Origin of the sequence: Treponema sp. (assembly GCF_017430385.1) — a bacterium.
Taxonomy (GTDB): Bacteria; Spirochaetota; Spirochaetia; order Treponematales; family Treponemataceae; genus Treponema_D.
The window spans coordinates 1-25,074 of sequence record NZ_JAFRNB010000017.1; the positions used below are offsets into that span (position 1 = coordinate 1).

Annotated in this window: 23 protein-coding genes and 1 tRNA gene; 8 read left to right on the forward strand and 16 right to left on the reverse strand. The window is 44.3% G+C overall.

From position 1 onward, the window contains the following. From IJJ71_RS01130 to lnt, 12 genes are all read right to left on the reverse strand, one after another. On the reverse strand, window positions 1-1,304 hold a 1,304-nt coding region (locus IJJ71_RS01130; protein ID WP_296844818.1), incomplete at its 3' end, for a flagellar cap protein FliD N-terminal domain-containing protein. A gap of 31 nt (window positions 1,305-1,335) precedes the next feature. Continuing rightward, window positions 1,336-1,719: a flagellar protein FlaG gene (locus IJJ71_RS01135; RefSeq protein ID WP_296844819.1), complete on the reverse strand. Its 384-nt coding sequence runs from the start codon at window positions 1,717-1,719 to the stop codon at window positions 1,336-1,338. A 128-nt stretch (window positions 1,720-1,847) separates the two neighbouring features. After that, entirely contained in the window at window positions 1,848-2,696 is an 849-nt protein-coding gene (locus IJJ71_RS01140; protein ID WP_296844820.1) for a flagellin N-terminal helical domain-containing protein, read from the reverse strand. Between the two features lie 367 nt (window positions 2,697-3,063). Beyond that, complete coding sequence (locus IJJ71_RS01145) at window positions 3,064-3,924, reverse strand: flagellin N-terminal helical domain-containing protein (RefSeq protein WP_296844821.1); 861 nt, start codon at window positions 3,922-3,924, stop codon at window positions 3,064-3,066. Between the two features lie 259 nt (window positions 3,925-4,183). Beyond that, window positions 4,184-4,819 (reverse strand): RdgB/HAM1 family non-canonical purine NTP pyrophosphatase, encoded by a 636-nt coding sequence (gene rdgB, locus IJJ71_RS01150; protein ID WP_296844822.1) that lies wholly within the window; start codon window positions 4,817-4,819, stop codon window positions 4,184-4,186. A gap of 68 nt (window positions 4,820-4,887) precedes the next feature. Further along, window positions 4,888-5,850: a hypothetical protein gene (locus IJJ71_RS01155; RefSeq protein WP_296844823.1), complete on the reverse strand. Its 963-nt coding sequence runs from the start codon at window positions 5,848-5,850 to the stop codon at window positions 4,888-4,890. Between the two features lie 263 nt (window positions 5,851-6,113). After that, window positions 6,114-7,094, reverse strand: a complete 981-nt coding sequence (locus tag IJJ71_RS01160) for a DHH family phosphoesterase (protein ID WP_296844824.1) — start codon at window positions 7,092-7,094, stop codon at window positions 6,114-6,116. Window positions 7,095-7,169: 75 nt separating this feature from the next. After that, the gene (locus IJJ71_RS01165; protein WP_296844825.1) at window positions 7,170-7,601 is read right to left on the reverse strand and encodes a hypothetical protein; all 432 of its coding nucleotides are present in this window, start codon (window positions 7,599-7,601) and stop codon (window positions 7,170-7,172) included. Window positions 7,602-7,647: 46 nt separating this feature from the next. Further along, window positions 7,648-8,601, reverse strand: a complete 954-nt coding sequence (gene argF / locus IJJ71_RS01170; protein WP_296844826.1) for an ornithine carbamoyltransferase — start codon at window positions 8,599-8,601, stop codon at window positions 7,648-7,650. Between the two features lie 256 nt (window positions 8,602-8,857). Further along, window positions 8,858-8,930, reverse strand: a tRNA-Met gene (locus tag IJJ71_RS01175). 68 nt (window positions 8,931-8,998) lie between these two features. After that, window positions 8,999-9,502, reverse strand: coding sequence for a transcriptional regulator NrdR (gene nrdR / locus IJJ71_RS01180; RefSeq protein WP_296844827.1), 504 nt, complete (start codon window positions 9,500-9,502; stop codon window positions 8,999-9,001). 24 nt (window positions 9,503-9,526) lie between these two features. Beyond that, window positions 9,527-11,347, reverse strand: coding sequence for an apolipoprotein N-acyltransferase (lnt, locus tag IJJ71_RS01185; protein ID WP_296844828.1), 1,821 nt, complete (start codon window positions 11,345-11,347; stop codon window positions 9,527-9,529). Window positions 11,348-11,420: 73 nt separating this feature from the next. Here lnt and IJJ71_RS01190 point away from each other — a divergent pair, with 73 nt between their 5' ends. From IJJ71_RS01190 to sbcD, 5 genes are read left to right on the forward strand one after another with little or no spacing between them, the layout of a single operon-like run. Continuing rightward, the gene (locus IJJ71_RS01190) at window positions 11,421-12,599 is read left to right on the forward strand and encodes a galactokinase (protein ID WP_296844829.1); all 1,179 of its coding nucleotides are present in this window, start codon (window positions 11,421-11,423) and stop codon (window positions 12,597-12,599) included. Next, window positions 12,589-13,353: a 5'/3'-nucleotidase SurE gene (gene surE / locus IJJ71_RS01195; RefSeq protein WP_296844830.1), complete on the forward strand. Its 765-nt coding sequence runs from the start codon at window positions 12,589-12,591 to the stop codon at window positions 13,351-13,353. The genes IJJ71_RS01190 and surE overlap by 11 nt, the downstream gene beginning before the upstream one ends. A gap of 23 nt (window positions 13,354-13,376) precedes the next feature. Further along, window positions 13,377-14,051 (forward strand): tetratricopeptide repeat protein, encoded by a 675-nt coding sequence (locus IJJ71_RS01200; protein ID WP_296844831.1) that lies wholly within the window; start codon window positions 13,377-13,379, stop codon window positions 14,049-14,051. 17 nt (window positions 14,052-14,068) lie between these two features. Beyond that, complete coding sequence (locus IJJ71_RS01205; protein ID WP_296844833.1) at window positions 14,069-16,159, forward strand: hypothetical protein; 2,091 nt, start codon at window positions 14,069-14,071, stop codon at window positions 16,157-16,159. Between the two features lie 3 nt (window positions 16,160-16,162). Then, the gene (gene sbcD / locus IJJ71_RS01210; RefSeq protein ID WP_296844835.1) at window positions 16,163-17,455 is read left to right on the forward strand and encodes an exonuclease subunit SbcD; all 1,293 of its coding nucleotides are present in this window, start codon (window positions 16,163-16,165) and stop codon (window positions 17,453-17,455) included. Window positions 17,456-17,604: 149 nt separating this feature from the next. On the opposite strand, the gene IJJ71_RS01215 is transcribed toward sbcD, so the two are convergent. After that, window positions 17,605-18,285 (reverse strand): YkgJ family cysteine cluster protein, encoded by a 681-nt coding sequence (locus IJJ71_RS01215; RefSeq protein ID WP_296844836.1) that lies wholly within the window; start codon window positions 18,283-18,285, stop codon window positions 17,605-17,607. Between the two features lie 72 nt (window positions 18,286-18,357). On the opposite strand from IJJ71_RS01215, the gene IJJ71_RS01220 reads away from it, so the two are divergent. Beyond that, window positions 18,358-21,177 carry an AAA family ATPase gene (locus tag IJJ71_RS01220; RefSeq protein ID WP_296844837.1) on the forward strand — a complete coding sequence of 940 codons (2,820 nt, stop codon included), beginning with the start codon at window positions 18,358-18,360 and terminating at the stop codon, window positions 21,175-21,177. Here the strand turns inward: IJJ71_RS01220 and IJJ71_RS01225 are convergent. Next, window positions 21,174-21,956 carry a ZIP family metal transporter gene (locus tag IJJ71_RS01225; RefSeq protein ID WP_296844839.1) on the reverse strand — a complete coding sequence of 261 codons (783 nt, stop codon included), beginning with the start codon at window positions 21,954-21,956 and terminating at the stop codon, window positions 21,174-21,176. The two genes, IJJ71_RS01220 and IJJ71_RS01225, sit on opposite strands and share 4 nt — an antisense overlap. 322 nt (window positions 21,957-22,278) lie before the next feature. Here IJJ71_RS01225 and IJJ71_RS01230 point away from each other — a divergent pair, with 322 nt between their 5' ends. Together IJJ71_RS01230 and IJJ71_RS01235 are read left to right on the forward strand one after the other, a co-directional pair. Beyond that, window positions 22,279-22,866, forward strand: a complete 588-nt coding sequence (locus tag IJJ71_RS01230) for a DUF3793 family protein (protein ID WP_296844840.1) — start codon at window positions 22,279-22,281, stop codon at window positions 22,864-22,866. A gap of 1 nt (window position 22,867) precedes the next feature. After that, window positions 22,868-23,275: a flavodoxin domain-containing protein gene (locus IJJ71_RS01235; protein ID WP_296844842.1), complete on the forward strand. Its 408-nt coding sequence runs from the start codon at window positions 22,868-22,870 to the stop codon at window positions 23,273-23,275. Between the two features lie 18 nt (window positions 23,276-23,293). On the opposite strand, the gene IJJ71_RS01240 is transcribed toward IJJ71_RS01235, so the two are convergent. Together IJJ71_RS01240 and IJJ71_RS01245 are read right to left on the reverse strand one after the other, a co-directional pair. After that, window positions 23,294-23,596: an HMA2 domain-containing protein gene (locus IJJ71_RS01240; protein ID WP_296844843.1), complete on the reverse strand. Its 303-nt coding sequence runs from the start codon at window positions 23,594-23,596 to the stop codon at window positions 23,294-23,296. After that, window positions 23,593-25,074: heavy metal translocating P-type ATPase (locus tag IJJ71_RS01245; RefSeq protein ID WP_296844844.1), on the reverse strand; the 1,482-nt coding region annotated here is incomplete at its 5' end. The genes IJJ71_RS01245 and IJJ71_RS01240, both read right to left, overlap by 4 nt.

Genomic DNA, 25,074 nt, shown 5'->3' on the forward strand with positions numbered 1-25,074 from the left:
GTAATCCCTTCATATTTGATGATTGCATCTCCTGCCTGAGAAACAGGATTTACAGGAGAGTAACCGAGATTCTTTTTTTCGTCGTAAGTTGAAAACTGGGAGATGTTGATTTGCGTGCCTGTGTTTCGGTTGCGTACGACAATACTTTCCAAATCCGGGTAATTTTTGAGCTGCAGTGCGACTGTTTTTTCGCCTGTTTCTTCGTCAATTCTAAGTCCTTCCGTTGGAATCTGAATTTCGCTTCCGTCCTTGTTGTGGACATAGAAATCCTCATGGCCTGAAATTGGAATGAGCGGTTCCTGCGGAACTGGAGGAAGGTTTGTCTCTGTCTGCTCGTTGTTTACTGTGATTGTCTCGAATGTGACGTCTCCTGCTTCCGGGAGTTCCGGGCGGGTAGTGCGCTTGATGTTGAGTTCTTCTGTTAAATCTTCGACCTGCTGGGTAGAATAGCTGAACTCAAAGACTTCGGTTTTAGTCTCCAGAAATTCTTCCGGAACATTCAGGGTGAATCCGCTTCGTGGTGGAACTACGAGCTTTCCTGTGTCCTTGTCGAAATCAACGAAAGTTTTTGTGAGCGGAGGCATTCCCTTCTGCTCGACTTCGGGGATTTTGGGATTGGGAAGAGTTTCCTCATCAACAGGATTTTCATATTCAGTGAGTGATTCTCCGAAGGAAACCACATCTTTTTTGCTTTTTTCGATTATTTTATTTTCAAGTGCATATTTTAGCGCATCATCCTTAAAAACGAGAAGGTTGTCATCGCCGGTTTTGAGTGATTCGATTGATAATGCTGATTTTCCGTTGCTTACACCGACTAAAGATGCCTTGAGCGTGTTTGCACCTCGTTTGTTGAGTGCAGTTACGAAATCCGTGAGTTTTCCGCCCTTCCAGTTGAAGGAAATCTTCTTTTCACCGACTTCAAATGTGTATGTGCCTTTGGGAACTTTTGAATTTTTTTCGATTTCACCTGATAAGAATCTGTCTGCGGTGGCTTCCTTTATTACATCGACTTTAAAAGACTCGATTGATGCTTCTCGCCCTGGATCCGCTGTAATCGCTCGTTCGTCTGAGGAAGTCGCAATTTTACTGTTAAAGGGATTTTCGAAAGAGTAGAGTGTTTTTGTACTGTCACGCAATGCCGACATCTTTTGGTTCATGCCACGCCATGCGCCCTGCTGTTCTTTGTACCTGTCAAGCGATTCCTGCTCACGGGTGAGAGGAATACGCTCTTTTTTCATCAGTGCGTCAATATAATCGTTTGTCTTATATTTATCACTGACTCCAGGTATTGAAATTTCAGCCATAGTAATATCCCCTCAGATTACAGAACCAAAATTAAATCATTTCATCAAACAAAAGACCGATAGTCTTCCGAATCCTGACTTTTAGTTTCTGCAAGTCTGCGGATGGAATCTCCTTGATGACTTTATCTGTTGTCGGGTCAACGATAGAGACTACAACCTGATTCAATTCCTGATTGACATTGAACTGGACTTTCCGCCCCATAACAACATCAGACAAGCGTTGAAGCTGTTTTGCATCTTCCTTGACCTGGGCTAGATTATTTGTAATGTTTTGTACCACTTGGGCAGCATCTGCCATTGGAACTTCCGCCGGCTTTATTGGAGCCGAGGTTTTTACAGCTGTTGCTGCACCGGAGTTATACACGAAGTGGCCATCCATTGCCAAATTCTGCCCGACTGAATTTACAGTATTCATGGGCTGTTTCCTCCTGAAATAAAGAGGGGAAGGGGCGCACCTTTCCCTCTTACGCTTTTCATACGAAAAGACAACATCCAGAAGTCTCTTTTGACCGTAATCCAAGCGATTTTATTGTGTGCTATGAACTAGCGGAGCAAAGCCAATACGTTCTGTGACTGGCTGTTTGCCTGAGCGAGCATAGCTGTTCCAGACTGTGTAAGAATCTGGTTCTTTGTGTATTCAACCATTTCAGAAGCCATGTCTGTGTCGCGGATGCGTGACTCAGCAGCCTGAAGGTTTTCGGCAGCAACATTGATGCCGTTAGCAGCCATCTCGAAGCGGTTCTGATATGCACCAAGATCTGCGCGCTGTTTAGAAACATTCTTGAGTGCTTCGTCAACAGTAGCGATTGCCATGTTAGCTGTATCTGGTGTAGAGATGCTGATTCCCTCTTCTGCACCCTGTGCTCCTTTGAGACCGAGTGCCTGAGCTGTCATTGTGCCGATATATACACGCTCATTCTGGTCAACATTAGCTCCAATCTGGAACTGCATAATGCGGTCTGAATTCTGAGCGAAGCTACCTGTAAGCATATTCATTCCGTTGAACTGTGCCTGTGAAGCAATGCGATCAACTTCGGCAACAAGCTGTGAAACTTCTACCTGAATCTGCATGCGGTCTTCGTCTGAATAGATACCGTTAGCTGACTGTACAGCGAGCTCTCGGATTCGCTGAAGGATGTCTGTTGTTTCGCCCAAATATCCCTCTGTTGACTGGATAAAAGAAACACCATTCTGGATGTTTCGGTTAGCCTGATTCAATCCGCGGATCTGGCTGCGCATCTTCTCAGATACTGCCAATCCTGAAGCGTCGTCGCCAGCTTTGTTAATGCGCTGACCTGAGCTGAGTTTCTCGATGTTACCCATCATCTGGTCGTTAGAAACGCCCAATGTGCGGTTAGCATACAAAGAACTCATGTTGTGATTAATTACCATATTTTTCGTCCTCCATGATAAAAAAAAGACAGATACAACATCGTGTTGTATGTCCCAGTCTGTGCAGGCTGCTAACGGTTTTTGCGCCCCCGAAAGCGATTTAGACCTTGTACAGCGGGAGACGATATTGAATTGCTTCAACATCAGCTTACGCTGTCACAGAAAGCATAGAGAACTATTTTCAAAGAACTGTGGCATGTCTAAACTCATGCCTGAATGGTTTTCAGGATTCGGAAAAATCACGGTTTTCCGAATCTTGCTAAGTACATTTTAACGGGATATTTGAAGAAAATAAAGAGGTAAATGCAAAAATCCACGCAAATTCTTGAAAGAGCCTTTAAGACCCTTCCAAGAATATTATAATGCACTATCGGAGCAAAGACAAGACAGTCTGTGACTGTGCGTTTGCCTGAGCGAGCATTGCAGTACCAGCCTGCTGAAGAATCTCGTTCTTTGTGAACTCGACCATCTGTGCAGCCATGTCGGTGTCACGGATGCGTGATTCTGAAGCCTGAAGGTTCTCTGCTGCGATGTCGAGGCCCTTAACTGCATATTCCATGCGGTTCTGGTAGCCACCGAGATCTGCGCGCTGCTTGTTGATTTTTTTGAGAGCTTCATCGACAGTACCGATTGCGCGGTTGGCCAATTCCGGGGTAGAGATGCTGATTACACCTTCGCTTGCAATTTCACGAACACCAAGAGCAGCTGCTGTCATTGTGCCGATGAATACCTGCATTCTCTGGTCCATGTTAGCTCCGATGTGGAACCACATAGAAGATGTTACTGCATTTTCACCAGCGCTCTGAGCGAAGCGGCCTGTGAGCATGTTCATGCCGTTGAACTGTGCCTGTGAAGCAATTCGATCAACTTCTGCAACAAGCTGTGACACCTCAACCTGAATCTGCATTCGGTCTTCATCCGAATAGATACCGTTGGCAGACTGAACTGCAAGTTCGCGGATGCGCTGCATGATGTCAGTTGTTTCCTGCAAGTAACCTTCTGTTACCTGGATGAAGCTGATACCGTTTGAAGCGTTCTGTGAAGCCTGGTTCAAGCCGCGGATCTGTGCGCGCATCTTTTCTGATACTGCAAGACCTGAAGCGTCGTCACCTGCACGGTTGATTCTTTCGCCTGAAGAGAGTTTCTCCATGTCTTTTGAAAGACTGAGACCTGTTACGCCGAGCTGTCTGTCAGCGAACATTGCGGACATGTTGTGGTTAATGACCATAGTTTTTTCCTCCGTGGAAATGTTTGTCAAGCCAAAATCCTTTTCGGCTTGTTGAAAAAGGAAACTTCAGTATTACAAGGCTACATCCGTCTCCTTTTTCGTGACTCGCTCGCCAAGAATTCTTCTACGAAGCTTGTCTTGGGCATAACTCGTCCTTATTAGTATCGGCTATGGTCATTAGAAACTTTAGGAAAAAATTTGCTTTTTTTTAAACTTTTTTTCTAAACTTTTGACACGAATTGTACGAATGAACACAAATTTAAAAATCAAGGTTCTTAAGAATTTGTGCTATTGCGTGGACTGCCTTTCCTCGGTGCGAAATCTTGTTTTTTTCTTCGGCGGAAATTTCTGCGACAGTCTTCTTGTACTGAGGAAGCCAGACTATAGGGTCGTAGCCGAAGCCGCCTGTTCCTGCCTGCTCTTCGATTGAATGAATTAATTCGCCGTCAAAAGTTTCCTGTGCCACGAAGAATCTGTCTTTGTTTAACAGAAGGACCATTGCGCAAGTGTAGTGGCAGGCTCGGTTCTCTGAGCCAGTGTCGTTGAGCTGCTGAATCAGGAATTTGTTCTGCTCATCCTGTGTGATTTTGCTTCCGTCCGGCTTTCCGTGCATGAAGTCAGGGCCAGCGTAGCGGGAAGTGTAGATTCCAGGCTCTCCGCCGAGCGCGTCCACGCAGATTCCTGAGTCATCGGCAATTACAGGCTCGTGCACGAGTTCCCAGAGCGCGCGGGCTTTAATCAGGCTGTTTTCGTAGAAAGATTTCCCGTCCTCAAGTGGATCGAAGTCTATTCCGTCATCGCTTGGAATGCGGATTTCATAATCCGGGAGGATCTGCTGCATCTCCTGTTTTTTATGTTTATTTCCTGATGCGAGGTAAAGCTTTTTTTTGCTCATTTTCTTTTCCTTTTTTAGTGACTTTTTCAAATCATACATAATCTGGCTTTTTGAGTCTATAAATTCTTTTATTCTGGCGATTGCTCCTGTTCAAGAATCTGGGGTTCGGAAGAGCATTCGTTTTCGTACATTTTTCTGATTCTTAACCTTGCCGCGCTGTTTTTCGCATGGTTTATATAGTAAGAAACTGTCCTTGTCTTTAATCCTGTGATTTCCGCTATGTCTTTGTTCGATGGGGCTGATGAATGACAAGAAAGTTGTTCGTTCTTCCTGTTCCACTTTTCTGTCTGATTTTTGTATCTTCGCTGAGCTTCCTCATATCTTGCTTCTGTAGGTTCCGCAGTAAGCATCTCGTGAAGATATTTTCGATGATAAAAATAAGCGTTGTTTCGTCTTTTTACAAGAAGCTTATAATTTTCGGCCTTTTTTGCAGAGACTTCTTTGAGTTCTTGTATTGTTTTTAGGAGAAGTTCTCGATTGATTCCTGTGAATTCGCATACGCTGTCAATGATTTTGTCATCAATTTCATTGCACGCCTTCATAGTCAGCACAAGAGATGTCAATTCTGCCAGTTTCCGTCTTTTATCATCTCCTGTTTTCGAGATTTTCGTTATGATGTCCGAGAATGTTCTTGATGATTCGATTTGTTTTTCCTTGTTTTCTTCCGCGACAGTGATATTATATTTTTCGAATTCTTCTTCCATCGTATATTTTAGATATGCACCCAAGGTTTTGTTTGCAGATTTTTGTTCTGACTGGCGTCTGAGGAACTGCATTTTATATTGTGATATACAGCCGGCAACGAATGCCCTGAATGGAATTAAGCCAGGTGTAAACTTGTCAAACAGTCCCTCAAAATTTTTGTAAATTGTAAGCAGAAAATCGCTTTTCTGGTCTTCCGTGAACTGAATGAGTCCGTAATGCTGCGGTTTTGTGTATATATCCTGCCATATCAGCTTTGCGCCCTGTTTCTTTGTGATTTTATGGCTTCTTACGGCCTCTGGGATTTCTTCGATGTCGATTGTGTTCATATTGCCTCCGAAAAACAGTAAGCAATATGCGTGCCAAGTTTTTTTTATGGAAAAAAATAGGGAAAAAGTGAAAAAAAACAGCAAAATCTAACAAAAACTGGCAAAAATCAAACAGAATCCAACAAAATATAACGAAATCAAACAAAAAATGGCAAAATCAAACAGAATCTAACGAAATCCAACGAAATCTAACAAAATCTAACAATTTCAAACAAAAAAAGCGTGACCGAAGTTTCAGCCACGCCGTGATATAATAGGATTTTTTACAGGATTTTTTTGAATTCCGCGCAGATTTTTTCGAGTACATCTGGAATCTTTCCGTCGATGCTCAAGCCTGCTGCGTTTTTGTGTCCGCCTCCGCCAAATTTTGCGGCGATTGCACTGACATCGATTTTATCGCGTGAGCGGAAACCGCAGGTGCATGTCAGCTCTGTGTCCTGCCGAACGAAAAGCACCGCCTCAACACCGTCAACCGAGAGAAGGAGCGAGTAAAGTGCGTCAGAGTCCCGGCCTTCCTGTCCCCATTTTTTTGTGTCATCCATTGTCTCGTAAGTGACCGCGAGCTTGTTGTTGTAGCGCCGCTCAACCCTGTCAAGCATGATTCCGAGAAGCTTTCTTGTAGAGTAGGGCTTTCCTCCCGTCATTTCATCGTAAGTTTTGCGCGGATCTGCTCCTGCCTCCACGAGCCGTGCTGCCTGCCTGAAAACTTCGGCCGAATCTGCGTTCAAGAAGCGGAAATAACCTGTGTCCGTGGAAAGACCGAAAAATAGGTATTCCGCTGTCTGCTTGGGGAGTGTACCGAGAAGTTTTTCATAAATCTGCTGGACAAGGGCTGCGGTTGCCGGGGATGTCGGGTCGATGATGCAGTTTTCGCTTGCCGAAGCAGTCTTGTGGTGATCGATTGTGAATGTGTTTAAATTCTTGAGGTCGCCGTCAATTTCGCCAAGCCGTTCTAGTTCTGAGCAGTCAAGGACTATTAGCCCTGCCTTTTTACGCTCTGGCTCAGAAAGAAATGTCATCTGGTTTGTGAAAAATTTTGCCTTATTGCGGATTTCCGGGCGTTTGAATGGACCTGCTGAAAGAAGCTGGTAATTAAGGCCCTTTGCCTCAAGGATGTCCTTCATGCCGAGACAACTGAAAATTGCGTCACCGTCCGGATCTTTGTGGGCGATTACATAAAAAAAATCATGTTTCTCTAGGAATGCTTTGAATTCATTAATCTTTTCATCTGAAATAATCTGCATTTTATATGCTCCGTGAAAAAAAATAAGGGCTGTCGTTATGAAGCAACAGCCCTTTTGTGACATAAGAATTACGGCTTAGTAAACAATGTCGAGAGTATCTTTGTTTGCGTCCTCAACTTTGTAAGTGCTGTCTGCGACTCCCCAAACTGCGTTGCTTCTTGAGATTGGCAATGTAAGGAGAACTCGTTCAAAAGCACCGTCACGACTGATGACAGTCATGTATGGACTCATTCCTTTTGGCAAAGCTCGCATGTTGAGTTTTGAATCTGTGCGGGCTGCGCTTGTATACCATTTTTTCGGGAGTGTTACAGTCCCTACATTTCGGTGTCCTTTGGCATACATTACGATGAATGCATCCTGATGGTCAAGAATCTTGTAAATCTGAACATTGTGATATGTTACGGTTGATTCCTGAAATTCGTATTTGTAGTCTGCCTTTTCTTTTGCGGAAGCAGAGAACAAAACTCCGACACAGAGCAACGCTGACAAAATGAACAACTTCTTCATATAAATCTCCTTTGACTTTGTAAGCAGTCGTTTTGCTTGGTTCACCTTAGATGAGCGCGAGCATAATAGCCTTGATAGTATGCTTGCGGTTTTCGGCTTCGTCCCACACCTTGCTTGCGGAACTTTCGAACACATCCTCGGTAACTTCCTGACCGATGACTGCTGGAAGACAATGCATGAAAATAGTGCTGCTCTTGCCGGTAGCCGCCATCAAGTCTTTGTTTACCTGATATGGTGAAAGAAGCTTGGTTCGTTCTTCTTTGAGCGATTCTTCGCCCATTGAGACCCATACATCAGTATAAAGGCAATCTGCGTTTTTTACAACTGAAATTTCACTTGAAATTTCAATTTTTGCCCCGCTTTTAGCCGCGATTGGCGCACAGATTTCCTGGATATCTTTTGGCGGGAAAAGCTCTTTTGGCGAATAAATAGCGAAGTCAATTCCCAGTTTTGCAGAGATAATCATGAGCGAGCGTGCGACATTATTTCGTCCGTCACCGCAGAAAGCCCATTTGAGTCCTTTTAGCTCTCCAAAATTCTCTTTGAGCGTCATGATGTCGGCGAGTGCCTGAGTAGGGTGGTAGTCGTCTGTGAGACCGTTGATTACAGGAACGCCGGAGAATTCGGCGAGCTGCTTTACATGCTCCTGCTTGAAACCGCGGAATTCAATCGCGCTGAACATGCGTCCGAGAACGCGGGCCGTGTCCTTCACGCTTTCCTTTCCGCCGAGCTGAATGTCCTGGGTAGACATGAATACAGGATGGCCGCCTTCCTCGCCAAAAGCTGTCTCGAATGACGATCTGGTACGAGTTGAACGTTTTTCAAAAATAAGAGCTATTGTTTTTCCCAAAAAACGCTGGTGTACTTCACCGGCATGGGCCTGTTTCTTAACCAAAAATGCGTAATCAAGGAACTGTAAAATTTCTTCCGGCTCATAATCAAGCCAAGTAAGAAGCGAGCGTCCCTTGAATGGTGAGTCAAATTTTTCTGCTTGAATCATAAATCATTCTATAATTAAGATAATTTTTGGTCAACTGTTTCTATAAAAAGTATCCGTGCAGAACTGAGGGTAAAATAGGTAGGGGCAATAGGTAGCGAGCCGGTCGCCGCAGGCGAAGAAAGTCGTGAGACGACTTTCTAGGAGAGTCTCGGCGAAGGCTATGCCTGAGCCGCTTGAACCGTAGGTTCAAGTCCTAAAGAAATAAGTCGTACAATAAAAAAAATACCCTCATGAAAAAACATGAGGGTAAAATAGGTAGGGGCAATAGGACTTGAACCTATGACATACGGAATATGAGTCCGGTGTTCTACCAGCTGGACTATGCCCCCAAAAGATGTATCTATTCTATACCAAAGCATAAAATGTGTCAATAGGAAAATGAAGAAAAATCAAAAAATTATTTTTTTTCTTCTGATTTTTCGGTTCTGGAACTTTCTGCACCCTTGTCCCGCTTGATTTTGCGGGCTTCTTTGATGAATTCGTCCAAATTCTCAAAATGGCGGTATACAGAGGCAAAACGAATGTAAGCAACCTTGTCGGTTTCGTAGAGACGCTCCAGAACGATTTCTCCAAGTTCGGAAGTCGTGATTTCGCGGTTGGAGCGGCCTTTCATGATTGCCTGATCTTCGATATCGTTGAGGATATTTTCTTTTGTGTCATAAGAGACCGGACGCTTTTCAAGAGCGCGCTCGATTCCCTTTTCGAGTTTTGTACGGTCATAAGGCTGTCGGCGTCCGTCCCGTTTTACGACCATGAAAGGCTTTTCTTCGATTCGTTCGTAGCTCGTGAACCTGAATCCGCAGCTGACACATTCACGGCGGCGGCGGATTGACTCACCGTTTGCCATCGTTCTTGATTCCAGAACCTTGTCGTCAAGGCTCCCGCAATATGGGCATCTCATCTTTTTTTATCTCCGGGCGAAATTCTAAAGATTCCAGTTGTTCCAGTCAATAGCAAAAATCGTGGCGTAATTTGCTTGCGCTGAATCCAATTTCTCATACCATTCAATTGGATAAGGAACGAGGATTGTTGAGATTTCATGGACGGATTCTTCGTCGTGCCTTCGTTTTGCTGCGAGTAAAATGTATGCGATTGCAAGCAGAATCAGTGACCAGGGGAACCAGTCGCCGAAAATTGCGTAGACAGTCATTTTGCGCTCGAAAATCGGAACTTTGTGATAGAGCGCATCTTTTTTAAATAGAGGCAGTTCTGCAATGCTCTTTCCTGTCGGATCGATTACGCATGTCATGCCGGCGTTTGCTGAGCGGATTGTTGTTGTCCTGTATTCGATTGAGCGGTAGTGTGCGACGACAAAATGCTGGATTTCGGCTGAGTCAGTCTTTGACCATGAATCGTTCGTGATGTTGACGAAAACTTCGCTTCCGCAAAGGTACAGCGCGCGGCAGACTTCATGGGCTGAGTCGTCGAAGCAGATTGGAGTGGAGATTATTGCAGTTTTTGAATTTTCATTTTGTTTTTTGCCTGCGATTGAGTAAATTTTGAAATCTTTTTCAGCTTCTCCGGAATCTTTCAGCGGAATCTCGAAAAGCACCGGTTTTTTGCCGGGAGTCCAGCCGTAAGAGAAGCCTATCATTCCTTTTATTATTTTTCGGACTGTCTCGTACTGCCTGAGCGGAATCAGCTCTGCGAACGGAACTAGGTGCATCTTTGTGTAAGAGCCTGAGAATTTTCCGTCGGTGTCAAAAAGAAGGGCAGAGTTGCCGTATTCATGGTTTTCATCATTGAAAATTATAGGCCCGCCGATTATGAATGGTATTTTGTTTTCTTTTACAAAGCTGAGAAGCGGGGATTCCTGCGGAAAATAATTGTAGTAGACTTCAGCAATTGGAAATCTTTTTGAAAGAACGGCCTCGCTCCATACAACAAGGTCACAGTTTTCACCGTTTGCTTTAATCTCGTCGAGCTTTTCCTTTGTTATTTCTTGAGCGACTATGATGTTCTCGTCCTCGTGGCGGTGGTCGGGGTTGCGGTTTTGCTGAACGAGTATTGTGTCCATCGTTTTGAGTGGAACTCGGTTTTCTGAAAGTCGGAAAGCACCGTAAAGAATTGTGATGCCGAACAGGATGAGTGCGGTGATGCAGGATTTTTTGTATGAGTCAAAAATTGCCTTTCCTGAAGGAGAATTTGATATTTCACCTAAAAGAAGTGTTCCTTCACCGAGAATCGCTGAAAAAAGTGCGAAAAGAAATGTCACTCCGTATACGCCTGTGATGTCGGCTATTTGCGTGATGAGGGGCCACTTGTAGGCGGTCATTGAGATTGTGCCCCACGGATATGCGAGAAATCCTGTGGACTTGCAGTATTCCCAAATTATATATATGGAAGAAAACCAAAAAATTCTGAATGGAACGGCGAAATGGTTTTTGCCTGACAATACTTCGAGAGAGTCTGATTTTGATGCGAAAAGCATCGGAAAGTAAAATGCGAGCGCAAAAGCCCCTTCAAAAAAGCCTGTTCCCAAATCTGAGGCACCCAGCGTGAAAATCGCGAATCCTGGGAAATTTCCGAGCCAGAAACTTGAGAGAAGGTGCGCGACCGAACCGTGGATAAAGCAGAGGAAAAATGCTTCAATGTGGCTCTTGCAACGGCGCATTGCGATGTAAAACGGATATAGCGCGAAAAGCCCGATTATTGGCGAGCCGAATTTGAGGAATTCATTTGGAATAGAGAGTGCTATTAACAGAGTTGATAGAAGCGTACAAAAAATTTGTAAAAATCGAGACATTGTGTTATTATTTTATTAAGTTGCATTTAAAAAAGCAATTGTGTGAGAAATGCATCTTTTGGTGGGGGGTACTATGGATCTTGTAAAAGATATTCATAAGTCTGAATATGGCCGGCTTCCTGATGTCGTCGTCTGCACTCCGGGAAGATTTCATTTAATTGGGGAACATTCCTGGTTTTTCCGCGACAAAACTCTCTCAATGGGGGTTAATCTTCCTGTCTATGTTGCGGTTTCGTTCCGTGATGACGGAGCCTTTCATTTTTATTTTCCACAATTAAAAGACCGAAAAAAGATTTCAATGGTCGGAATGAAGTTACGAAAGGAAGACCGTTGGGCAAATTCCATAAAGGCGATGATTTACGGTTTTTCTGCCGGGGGCTTTGATGTCAAGGGCATGGATTTTACGATTTATTCCGACATTCTGCCTTCCGCTGGATTTGGAATCAACACTGCGATGAAGGTCGGTTCGGCTTATGCAATCAATGAGCTGCACGGTTTCAAATGTGACGAGCGGCAGATTCTTCAGGCCATCGCAAGGGGCAACTTACAGTTCCTCAATTCAAACCACTACCTTTCTGATATTCTTTCTGCAATTCATTCAAGCGAGAAATCCCTCGTTCTTACTGATCATGCCACTAAATCTTGTGAAATCCTTCCTTTTGATTTTCCTGAGAAAAAAATAATCCTTGTTGATGCGAAAGTTCCGCGGGTCAACATCTGGAACGAGGAAATCATCCGGGAGCCTGAGAGCGCGCTTCTTGTCGGTGAGCTTAAAGACCGCAAGAGTTATGTTCGGGGCGGCTGGCGTTATGAGGAAAATCCGCATGAAGTCAATCTCGTTCTCTCAATTCTGCCTGAGATGATTCATAAAAAACTCAACAGCGTAATAAAGGAGCATCAGTTCGTGCTTGATGCCTGGGACGGCCTTGAGAAAAAGACATTCGGCAAATTCGCGCGGGCGGTCAACCACAGCCATGAAAATATGCGTGATGAATACGAAATCTCTTGCCCTGAGATTGACTGGATTTTAAAGCGGCTTTCTGAGATTAATCCGAACAACGACGACTCTCGTAATCCGTTCAACTGCGGCCGTATCACAGGAAAAGGCTTTGGTCGCTGTCTTTACGCGATTCTTGACGAGAAGGATGTGCCTGAGTTCAACAACAAATTATCTGAGTTCACGAAAATTTTCGGCTTCAAGACTTCAAGCTATATAGTCGAGCCGGCACAGGGAGTTCATATTGTCTCTTAACCGCAAAAAAGTTCTTGTAACAAATGATGATGGAATCGAGGGCGAAGGGCTTAAGGTTCTTGTCGATTCATTGAGAAATGTCTGTGATGTCTATGTGCTCGCTCCTGACTCAAACCGTTCTGCCGTATCAAGCAAAATCACGATGGGGCAAAAATTGACTTTTCACAAGCACGGGGAGGGCGTTTATTCATGCTCCGGGATGCCTGCTGACTGCGTAATTTGTGCTTTAAAATCTCCTCTTTTTGGTATAGAATTCGATGCCGTTGTCTCAGGAATCAACGCAGGCCCGAACATGGGAACCGATGTCGTTTATTCGGGCACTTGTGCGGCGGCAAGGCAGGCTGTTCTCATGGGGCTTCCGGGAATTGCCGTGAGCCTTGAATCTGAATTATTTGATTATGCGAATTATGGATTCAATTATAAGCCTCTGGCGGATTTTACGGCAAACAATCTGGACGAGCTTATTTCTTTGTGTGACGGTGAGGTTTTTGTAAGTCTCAACGCAACTTCTGCCGATAGTTATAAAGAAGCGGAATTCGCTTCCGGCTGCATCCGTGATTACGGTGACAATGTTTCGATACAATCTGAGGGTGAAGATTTGCTTTCGGGGCAATGTACCAGTGACGGACTTTCTGTGACAGGGGAGAGCAATTCTGATTATAATGTCGCGCGCAGCGGAAAGATTGCGGTTTCGCTGATTTATGCCGAGCCGGTGATAAAAAGGGCGGAGCGGAGCGTAAAATTTAAATTCTAAGATTGGCTGTTACGGGAGGGCGTATGGCTGATAAAAATATTCTCAACGAAGGAATTTCCATGTATCACAAGGGCGACTTTAATGGTGCGCTCGCATTTTTCCTTTCTTTGCCGGAAGATTCTGAAATCGACAATATCGAGCTGGCATATTATATTGGGCTTTGCTATGCAAAATTGGAGCATTATGATTCTGCCCTTCTTTATCTGGAACAGGTCGTTACCGGCGGGCTTGAGCTTGAGCGTGTCTTGCAGTGCAGGTATGTGCTTGCCGTGATTTATGCGAACAGCGGCCGTAAAAAGCTTGCTGAGTTTGAGCTGAATAAACTTCTGGAGTCAGGTTATAAGCCTGCTTCTGTTTATTCATCTTTGGCTTATGTCGCATGGCAGCAGAACGATGTTGAGCGGTGCCTTGAATTATACAAAAAAGCGATTGAGATTGAGCCGGATAATGCTACTGCCCTGAACGGAATGGGCTATGTTCTTGCCTGTGAAAACCGTGATTTGACAAAGGCTCTTTCTTTCTGCAAGCGGGCTTTGGATAAGCGTCCTGATTCGCCGGCCTGTATGGACAGCGTTGGCTGGGTTTACCTTAAGCTTGGCCTTATGAATGATGCTTTCAAATATCTCAGTCAGGCACAGGAAAGACTTCCTGATAATGAAGAGATTGCTGAGCATTTGAGAATTGCGAATGAAAGTTGAAAACGGAAAGTGGAAAAATGAAAACTGAAAAATTAAAGTCTGTAACGATATTTATTCTCATTTCGATGGTGCTAAGCCATTCTGTTGCTCAGAGTGGGGCTTTGAAAAGTGCTGGGGCTACGGAACGCTCTTCTATTGGAGCCAGGACTGCGGCTTCGGGCTTGGCTGAGCAGGAATTCCGCCGTGGCGTTCAGGCTTATTACCGCGGAGCTTTCAATGACTCAATCCTTCAGTTTGAGAAGGCTCTTTCTTATCTTCCGGAAGAAAATGTGATTCTTGACTGGCTCGGTAAGGCTTATTACCGTTCCGGCGTTGAGGGTGCTGCTTTGGAGCACTGGAGCTACGCTGCTAATGAAGGTTATGGCGGGCTTCTTTTGCAGAACCGAATTGAAATCGTTCGTGACAGGCGTTTGCTTGCCGGAGCCGATTTGGAAAAGCCTGTTCGTTATACTGAATCAGGCAGCTATGCCGGTAAAAATAATGAGGGAAATTTTGTTTTCAGCCAGCCAGTTTCTGTTTTGCCTAACAATGACGGAACTATATGGATTCTTTCTTATGGCTCGAATGAGCTTTTGAAACTTGATCTTAATGGACTTGTAATTGAGCGAAATGGCGGTTACTTCAACGGATTTGACCGTCCGATGGATTTAATTCGATTGCACAACGGAAATCTTCTCGTGAGTGAATTTGCCGGCGACAGGCTCAGTCTTTTTGATTCAAAAGGAAACTTCATCAAATTCATTGGCCAGAAAGGTGCAGCTGTTGGCGGAATGGTCGGTCCTCAGTACATGGCCGAAAATTCTGACGGAAATATTTATGTAACTGATTTTGGAAACAGCCGTGTTGATGTTTTTGATGCGGAAGGAAAGCCTCTTTTCTTCTTTGGAACTAAAACTGATGATTTTCCGGGGCTTAAGGGACCTACAGGAATCGCGATTTACGAGAACAATGTTTTTGTAGCTGACTGTCTCACAGGGGCTGTCTACAGATTCGATCTTTCGGGCAACTATCTCGGACTTTTGTGCAGAAGCAAGACTTTCAAAAAGCCAGAGTCGATGAAAAGATGGGGTCGCTATCTCGTTACATGTGATAAAAATAAGGTCTATTCAATTGATACTGACACAGGCTCGCTTTTCGAGAACCTTTCTTCCGGCAATGCTCCTTCTCGGCTTACGAGCGCAGTTCCCGACATCAACGGAAATATCCTCGTCACTGATTTTTCTTCAAATGAAGTCTTCGTGATGTCAAAACTTTCCGAACTTGTCGGCGGTCTTTTCGTTCAGATTGAGCGCGTGATTTCAGATTCTTTCCCAAAAATCACTCTTGAGGTCAAAGTTGAGAACCGTTCAAGGCAGAGTGTTGTCGGTCTCAAGGAAAATAATTTCTTCGTTACGGAGAATAAGGCTCCTGTAAAAAATTACAAGCTTGAAGGTGCCGCTTATGCAAATGATTATGCTGACATCACTCTTCTGATTGACCGTTCTGTTTCTTCTTCAAAATACGAGGAAACAATGGAGAACGCTGTCAAAGAGCTTGCAGGGGCTATGAACAATCGTGGAACTCTCAGAATCGTTAGTGCTGGTGAAGTTCCTTTGATTGAATATGAAGGTTCTCCGAGCGGAGCAAGCAATTTCAAGCTCAAGAATCTCAAAAATCCTGCTTCTTCAAAAGTTGCGCTTGATGTTGCCTTGCGAATGTGTTCTAACGCATTGATTAACGCTGCCAAAAAAAGCACGATTGTATACATCGGTGACGGAAAAGTTACGCAAGGTGCTTTTGATAAATATGGTCTTAGTGATTTGACAGCTTATCTCAACAATAATGCGATTTCTTTCGTCAATCTGCTTCTTTCACAGGGAGCGGCCGAGGCTGAGCTTAACTTCATCTGTGACCACACTGAGGGCGGTGCATACTATGTTTACCGGGACGAAGGTTTGGCCGGCATTGTCGATGACATCATCAATATTCCGAGCGGCATTTATGTGCTTTCTTATGAGTCTAGCTTGGCTACTGATTTTGGTCAGAGATACTTGCCTGTGGAGCTTGAGGCTTTCATTATGAACCGAAGTGGCCGTGATGAGACAGGATATTTTGCTCCATTGCAATAATTTATGAGATTTATTCATACTGCTGACTGGCATCTTGGCAATCAGATGCACGAAATTGACAGGCGCGAGGAAGCACAGGCTTTCTTGCGCTGGCTCAAAAATCTTATCATCGAAAAAAATGCTGATACTCTTGTGATTGCGGGCGATATTTTTGATACTGCAAATCCGAGTGTCGATGCCCGAAGGCTTTATTACACTTTCCTTGCTTCTCTTGTCGAAACTTCCTGCAAAAATGTGATAATTGTCGGTGGAAATCATGATTCGGCCGTGATGCTTGACAGCGCAAAAGAATTGCTTGAAGTCCTGAATATCCGAGTTGTAGGCTCAATTAACAATCTTCTTCCTGCACAGATGTGCTTTGAACTTAAAGATTCTAGTGAAAATGTTTGCGGAATCTGTCTGGCCGTTCCTTTTGTGCGTGAACTGGAGCTTCGTAACCTTCTTAATGAAGATGAAAAATGCTCTGATTCTGATTTGTACTCAAAAGTATATCAAAAATTATATACTGTCGTGTTTGAAGAAGCTGAAAAACTGCGGAATGGGCGTGCAATTCCTGTGATTGCGACCGGGCATTTGTACGCTGCTGATTTGGAAGGCCGCCTTGCCTCAAAAAAATCTAACGAAAAATCTGATGACGGCGTGAAGGTTCTTGATGTTCTGGGCACGCTCGGAAATGTTCCAAGCTCTGTTTTCCCTCCTGTGGATTATGTCGCGCTCGGACATATTCACTATTCTTCAACGGTCGCAGAAAATCCAGCAATCCGATATTCAGGCTCGCCGTTCGTGATGGGCTTTGACGAGGCAAATCAGCCGCACCATGTTTTGCTGGTGGAGATTGAAAAGAGTGGTGAAAAATCAAATCTGAATGTTGAAAAAATTGAGACTCCGAGAACGAATCTTTATCGAAGAATAAGCGGGACTCTGGCTGAAATCAAATCGGAGCTTGAAAAACTTTCGGAAAAGCAGAAATTAGGAAAATCTGAAGAAAAAAATAAGCCAGTTTTTGTCGAACTTTGTTATAAACGAGAGCTTGGCGTGAACACGCAGGAGTTTTTGGCAGAGGCAATAAAATCTCTTCCGGAAAATGTAAATGTCGTAAGCTGGAAAATTGCTGATTCCGAAAAAATTCTTTCTTCTTCTTTTGATAAATTTGAGGCTTCTGAAATCAAAAATCTCGACGACAAAGAAATCTTCACGCAGCTGATTCTCTCAAAAACAAGCCTGAGTGCCGAAACAGAGGAAGGAAAAGCCGCGCTGGAGAAATTTCTTCCTCTATTTATGCAGATGTGTGATTAGGCCGCTGCTGGAGAAATTTCTTCCTCTATTTATGCAGATGTGTGAGTGAACAAGAAAAGCAGCGGAATCGGGGTTCTGGCACGAACTCGCCTGAGCTTTGCTCACTGCGATGTTCGGGACAGGTTCTCGATGGGAGCTGATTTTCTTGTTTAAGCCGCTGCAGGCGATGGCGTTCCGTTCGGATTGTCGTTTCCGTTGTCGTTCATGTCAATCAGCCACAAAAGCCTTTGAATCATTTGCGGTAAAATCTCGTGAATCAAAAAAGTCTCTCCGTTTGAGGAAGAGCTTGCGTTTCCTGTCATGTCGCTCATGAGCGGTGGAACAGCCCCAATCACAAATTCCGTTTCGGATTCGGAATACTGCCTTTTTTGAAGCGGCGGGTTGTGCTTCGAAAGATATTCATCTGGATAAAATTTGCATGGCCGCCAGACTTTTTCGCCGTTTCGTGAGCGGAAGCTTGAAGCTCCAAAAAGCCTGCAGATAAAAGGACGGCCTCCATAAATCGAGCAGTGAAAAGGGGAGTCAGCCTTGAAGAGCTTGCAAGTTCCGTCTTCGTGCTGGAATGGGAAATCCCCCTGTGCGATTTTTCTTGCCGTGAATTCCTGATTTTCCAAAAGCCAGGCCGCCATGTAAAGTGCTTCGCCTTCGATTAAGTCCGGCTCAAAACCGTGGCAGCATGAGCCGCAACCGGACGGACAGTTGAAATTGCTTTTTTTGTACCAGTCGTTTTGTTCTGATTCAATCCGTTCGTAGGAGCTTTCGATGCTCAAAAGTGTGCCGTAAACAGAAGTTTCCTCAAGTTTTTTCAAAATATTGGGGATTTGTGTCATGATGTAAAAGAATAGCGAAGCGTTTTGAGTTTTTCAAGTGAATTTTCTTCAGATTTTTGCTATAATTTTTCCATGCGAATCACAAAACTTGAATTTGAAAACCTTAATTCTTTAAAAGGCAAATGGTCAATTGATTTTACCAACCCGGATTATGCAAAGAACCACGACATTTTTGTGATTCACGGACCGACTGGCAGCGGAAAGACCACTCTGCTCGACGCGATTACGCTTGCCCTTTATGGACGCACGCCCCGACTTGAAGCAATCAACAACGGTGAGGGTGGAAACGAGATTATGACCCGCGGAACAGGATTTTGCCGGGCAGCAGTTACTTATTCGTGCAAAAAAGGAGTTTTTGTCTCTGAATTTGAGCAGAGACGGGCAGGCGGAAAATCCGAAGGAAATTTACAGAAAACTTCTTTTAAAATCACAAAAATTGATGGCGAAAAACCTGACTTGGGGGAGCTTTTTTCGTCTCAGGACGAAGTTGTTGCTTCTGGCAGTGGCGGGGCAAATTTTGAAAAAGAGACTCAAAAAATAATTCAGCTTGATTACAAGCAGTTCTGCCGTTCGATTATGCTTGCTCAGGGCGAGTTCAGTGCTTTTTTGGAAAGCGGTGTCAGGGAGCGGGCGGAAATTCTTGAAAAACTCACCGGAACAGAGCGATACCGTGCAATTGGAAAGAAAATTTCAGAAAAATTCAGTGAAATCAAAAAGAATTTTCAGTTCACGAAGAGTCAAAAAGAAGAAATTGAAAGCCTGATTCTGAGCGAGGAAGATGAAAAGCAAGCGGCGGACTCCGAGACTGAGATTGCAAAAAATCTTTCTGAGACCGAAAAAAATCTTTCCAAGCTTGAAAAAGAACTTTCCTTCTTTGGGGAAATCGAAAAACTCAAAAAAGAAAGCGAAAATATTTCTTTGGGGCTAACCGAATCTGATAAAAAACTTTGTGCGGCACAAGAAAATGCTGTGACCTTGAAAACCCAGCTTGAAAGTGAGCAAAAAGATTTTGAAAATCAGCAGTTATTATGGAAGCGCGTTCGTGAGATTGATGTAAAAATTGCTTCCGGGCAGAAAATTTTTATCGAAGCAAAAAACCGAAAATCTTCCGCAGAAAAAGCTTTGACTGAAAGCGAGCAAAAAATTGCTTTCCTCACCGAAAAAATCTCCGTTCTTGAAACTTCACTTTCCGAAGTCGAAAAATATCTTTCTGAAAACGAAAATGATGCGAAAATCTCTGAGGCGGCGGCAAAAATCGGGGCTTTGAAAAACTCATTTAATCAGGCCAAGAATTCGGCTTCATCTTTTCAAAAGCAAAAATCTTCTCTCGAATCAGAACTTTCAGAAGTCATTTTGCAAAAAGAAGAGGTCGAGGGCGAGCTAAAAAAAATCGACGAGACGATAAAATCTTTTGTTTCCGGGGATGCGGTTTTTATCGCAAAGATTTTACAGACCCAGCTAAAAGAGGGAAATCCATGCCCGGTTTGTGGAAGCGTTTATCATTTTGGCAAAAATTGTAAGGCGGAAGAAAAGCCTTTGGAAGAAGAGGAAATCCTTGGTTCAGAACATGCGGTTAAAATCGCTCATGAAAGCTCAAATCTTACCCAAAAGCGTGAGGAAATCATCGAAAAAATCAATTCGCTTGGCGAAAAAATCTCTTTTCTTGAAGCAGAAATCAAAAATGCTGGTGAAAATCTTTCTTCTCAAAAAGAAAACAGCCAGAAAATCCTTGCGGAGATAAACGAAACTCTTTCTATCTGGCAAAAATCCGCCACGGAAGAAAATTTTGATTCAGTGCTTTCAGAATTGCGGATCCGGTTACAGGCATGGAATCAAAAGACCGAGCAGCAAAAATCATTCACTAACGAAAAATCTGCAAAAATTGCCGAAAAAAAGACGCTCTCAGAAAATCTTTCGGCTCAAAAAGAAAATCTTGAAAAGGCAAGTGCTGAATTCGAGCAAGAAAATCAGCTTCTTCAAAAACTTTCTGCTGAACGACAGGAACTTTTTGGCTCAAAAAATGTCGATGAAGAGGAAAATCAAAAGACTCAGAAAATCGCCGGTCTGAGGAAGAGCGTCGAGGCGGCGGAAAGGGAGCAGAATGAGGCAAAAGAAGAAAAAGCCGCGCTCCTTGCAAAAAAATCCCAGCTGGAGCAGCTTTTGGCTGAAAAAGAAGCCGAACTTGTGCATCTTCTTAAAGAATCGGATTCCAAAAATCTCAATAATAAAGAAGAAATCGTTGCAAAACGAAATGAACTTCTTTTGGAAAAGGAAAAACTGAACGCAGATTTGATTGAGATTAAGACAAAACTTGCTACGAACGAGCAGAACAAGGAACGGTCAAAAAAAATTCTTTCCGAATACGAAAAATTGCAGGCCGAATACGGAACCTGGGAACAGATGAATAAATGGGCTGGAACCCGCGAGGGGGCGGATTTGTCGGTCTTTGTTCAGAGCCTTGCATTCAATTCGCTTTTGTCGCTTGCCAACAAAAATCTTTTTGGGATTACAAAAAGGTATCGTGTGGTGCAAAAAGAGCCTGCATCGCTTGAATTTGAAATTAATGACATTTATTTTGAAAAGCCGCGTTCGGTCTCAAATCTAAGTGGCGGCGAGAAATTTCTGGTCAGTCTTTCTTTTGCGCTTGCAATCTCGGAATTCGCAAGCAAAAATGTGCGCGTGGATTCTCTTTTCCTGGACGAAGGATTCGGAACTTTGAGTGGCGAGCTTCTGACTGAGGCAATCAACGCTCTAAAAAATCTTCAGAAGCAGGGAAAAATGCTCGGAATCATCACTCATGTTCAGGATGTGATTAATGAAATCGAGCAGAAAATCGAAGTGAAGCCAGTTTCCCTTGGTCACAGCGTGCTTTTGGGAAGCGGAATAAATTAGCTCAGGGCAACATCAAGTACCATCATTAATGCGAATCCAACGGCAAATCCAATCGTGCAGATGTCGGTTTTTTCTTCGCGGGTAGCTTCTGGAATCAGTTCCTCGATGACGACATAGACCATTGCCCCGGCCGCGAATGCAAGCAGATACGGAAGGAACGGCAGGATAAGGGAAGTGAGCAAAATCGTGATAACTGCGGCAATCGGCTCCACAATGCCGGTAAGAGTGCCGTAAAAGAATGATTTTGCCCTGCGGTTGCCTTCGGAGCGAAGCGGCATTGAGATAATCGCACCTTCCGGGAAGTTTTGAATTGCAATTCCGAGCGAAAGAGCGAGTGCATCGGCGGAGGAAATTGCGGAACCGCCTGCAAGGAAACTTGCGAAAACTACGCCAACGGCCATTCCTTCCGGGATATTGTGCAAAGTGACTGCAAAAACGAGCATCATTGTGCGGCTGAGCTTGCTTACTTTTGGACCTTCGGGATTTTGAGCCATTGCGTGCAAGTGCGGAGTAATTTTATCGAGAAGGAACAAAAATACTACGCCAAGAGCAAAACCAACAAGAGCCGGGAAAAATGCAAGTCTGCCCAAGCCCTCGCTCATGTCCATCGCAGGAATAAGAAGCGACCAGACTGAGGCAGCAATCATAACGCCGGCGGCAAATCCGAGAAGAGCGCGCTGAATCGAATCGTTCATTTCGCGCTTCATGCAGAAAACCATGCTGGAACCGAGCGTAGTGCCTAAAAAGGGAATTAAAAGACCTAAAATCGTAATGTTCATCTTGAGCTCCCGCGCAAGGGATTGTAGGGGCGGCGTAGCCGTTGCGAAGCAATGAAACCCCGAAAAGCCCGACCGCCGCATGCGGCGGTTGCGCCATGATAATAAAAGTTTAACTGAAGTAAGCCTTAAAAACAAGTAAGTCAATCTTTAGAGCAAGGAAATTTTTTGAAGAAAATTACAAAAAGTTGTTGACACGGAATGAAAATTAGCATATAGTAACAAATGTAAGTTAGCTATACCTAACTGTTTTTAGTACCTCTTGGCGGAGCAAAGCGCTTTTGACATTTTCTTGCTTTGCCCCGCCTTTTTTTTGGAGTTAAAAATGGGTTTCGATGAGACAATCATTCATTGCACGGCTCCTGCCCTTTGCGGAATTAAGCCTGCCTGCCTTTTTTCGATGAACGGGAAAGTCTATTCGGACGGAGCAAAAAAATTGCATGAATGGCAACCCTATTTTTCAAAAGACAAAAAATTTTTTGTTCCGCTCAAAAAATCTGACGGACGATTTCTTTTCTTTGTGTATGACAAAAATCTTCTGGAGCAAGTTTGCGCAAAGCCAGAAAATCGCAATTATCTTCTATTAAAAGACTATCCTGTTCAAAAAGGATTCGGGGCTGTTCTTGCAGAGCTTTTGCACAGGCTTGCATATTCAGAAAATTTTCCGCATGAAGTCGGGCTTTTTTTGGGTTATCCGCTTGAAGATGTAATCGGTTTTGAGACTCACGGAGCCGAACGATTTAAGTATCTGGGATTTTGGAAAGTGTACGGTGACAAGGAGAGTGCAATTCGCCGGATGAATCTTTACAAATCCTGCACAGAAACCTGTATGAAATTGTTGTCGAGCGGGCTTTCAGTTCCTCTCGCAGCAAAAAAATATAAACTTGCAAAAATGCAAAAAAAGGAGGCATAGAATGAAAGTAGCTATCGTTTACGCAACAACAACTGGAAACACTGAACAGCTCGCAAATGCTGCGGCTGAAGGTGCAAAATCTGCGGGTAGGGAAGTGAGCCTTACCACGGCAGACAAAGGAGATATTTCCGAGGCTTTGGGCGCGGATTTGATTCTCTTGGGAAGTCCTGCAATGGGTGCAGAGCAGCTTGAAGAATCAATGGAAGATTTCTTTTCTGGGATTGAAGGACAGCTTGGCGGAAAGAAAGTCGGATTGTTCGGCTCTTATGACTGGGGAGAAGGACAATGGCTCAGTGACTGGAGTGACCGTGTGACTGCGGCCGGAGCAACACTTGTGGGAGCGGTAAAAGCTCAGCTTACGCCGGATGACGCCGCCCTCGAAGAAGTAAAAAAACTGGCCGCAAGCTAAAAATTTATTAGCCGCAAGCTAAAAAATTCCTTCTAAGGCCGAAAGCATTTCAGAAATCTTCTGGCGGCTTTCGGCTTTTCCGTCAAAATGCTGAGCTTCCTTTGCAAGGTGTGCAAAAAAATCCTGCATGGGCAAAAGTTTTTCCATGGGAACTTTGGCGGGATTGTATTCGATTAAAACGCTCCCGGTCACAGGATTTGTCTCGATATTTTTAACCGCGTCAGATTTTGAGAGAATTACGCGGGCTTTTTCAACTAAATCACTTTCCTTGAAAATCGGTGCTCTGAGCCGGACACGGCCCGGAAAAAAACTTGTAATCATAGAATGTTCTCCATTGCCTTTACGCTGATTCCAACCGTGACCGAATTATGAAGAATTGCGGCAAGCTGTGGCGAAATCAACCCGAACACTCCGAGCAGAAGCAAAGCGGAATTTACTCCTATTATAAAGGCATTATTTGCATTGATTTTCTGAATCAAGCCCTGAGAGAGAACTCGCGTTGTAGCCACATTGTTAAGACCGCCTTCACTCAGAACGATGTCCGCAGTGTCGCTTGCGATTGACGAGCTTCCTTCGATTGCGATTCCTACATCAGCCGCACTCAATGCCGGAGCATCGTTGATTCCGTCTCCAAGCATAATCACTTTGCCGTTTTTCTTTTCCTGTTCTATCAGGCTGACTTTATCTTCGGGCAGAGCCTGAGAATACCAGCCGTCAAGACCTGCACTCTCTGCAATTTTCTTTGCCGCACCTTCGGTGTCCCCTGTAATCATCACGCAGCGGCGGATTCCTGTCTTTTTGAGATTCTGGATGACTTCCCTCGCTTCGGGGCGAACCGGGTCTCCGATTGCAAGAACGCCTGCAAGTTCACCGTCGTAAGAAAGATACAAAAGCGACTGACCAGTTTTTGCTGATTCAGACTGAATTTCACGCACTTTCTCATCAAACGGGATTTTTTCATCATCAAAGATAAAATGCGCGCTTCCAATCCGAACTTTTTTGCCGTCCAGAGTCGATGCGATTCCGTGTGCCACGATGTATTCGACCTTCGTGTGATTTTCCGGGTGGAAAAGTCCTTTTTCTTCGGCATAAGAAACGACTGCCCGACCGAGAGGATGCGGAAAATGCTCTTCAAGGCAGGCCGCCGTCTGCAAGACAAAATCCTCGCCGAAATTTTTCATGGCATAAATTTTTTCGACTTTGGGGTTCGCATAAGTGAGAGTTCCGGTTTTGTCAAAGATAATCGTTGTGGCTTCGGCAGCCTCTTCAAGATACTTTCCGCCCTTCACGCTGATTCCACAGGATGCGGCTTCCTTCATGGCAGAAAGAACTGCAATCGGAGCGGCAAGTTTCATGGCGCACGAATAATCGACCATCAAAGTTGACATAGTTTTTGTGAGATTTCTCGTGAAAAGCCAGGTGAGCCCCGCCAGCGCAAAATTGAGGGGAACAATTTTCTCCGCAAGATTTTCTGAGCGGCGCTGAACATTTGCCTTGAGGTTCTGGGAATTGTCTATCATCTGAATGATGTTCTGAACCTTTGTGTCACGGCCTGTTGAACGCGTTCGGATTATAAGCTCGCCTTCGCTCAAAATCGTGCCCGCAAAGACTCCGCTTCCCGTCTTTTTTTCGACAGGAAGACTTTCGCCCGTGATGCAGGCCTGATTTACCATGCCCTCGCCTTTTTCTACCGTGCCGTCACACGGAATCATGCTTCCTTCGCGAACAATAACCAGATCATCCTTTTTGAGAGCCTCGCACGGAATTGTTTTTTCCTGACCATCCACCAGAATATGAAC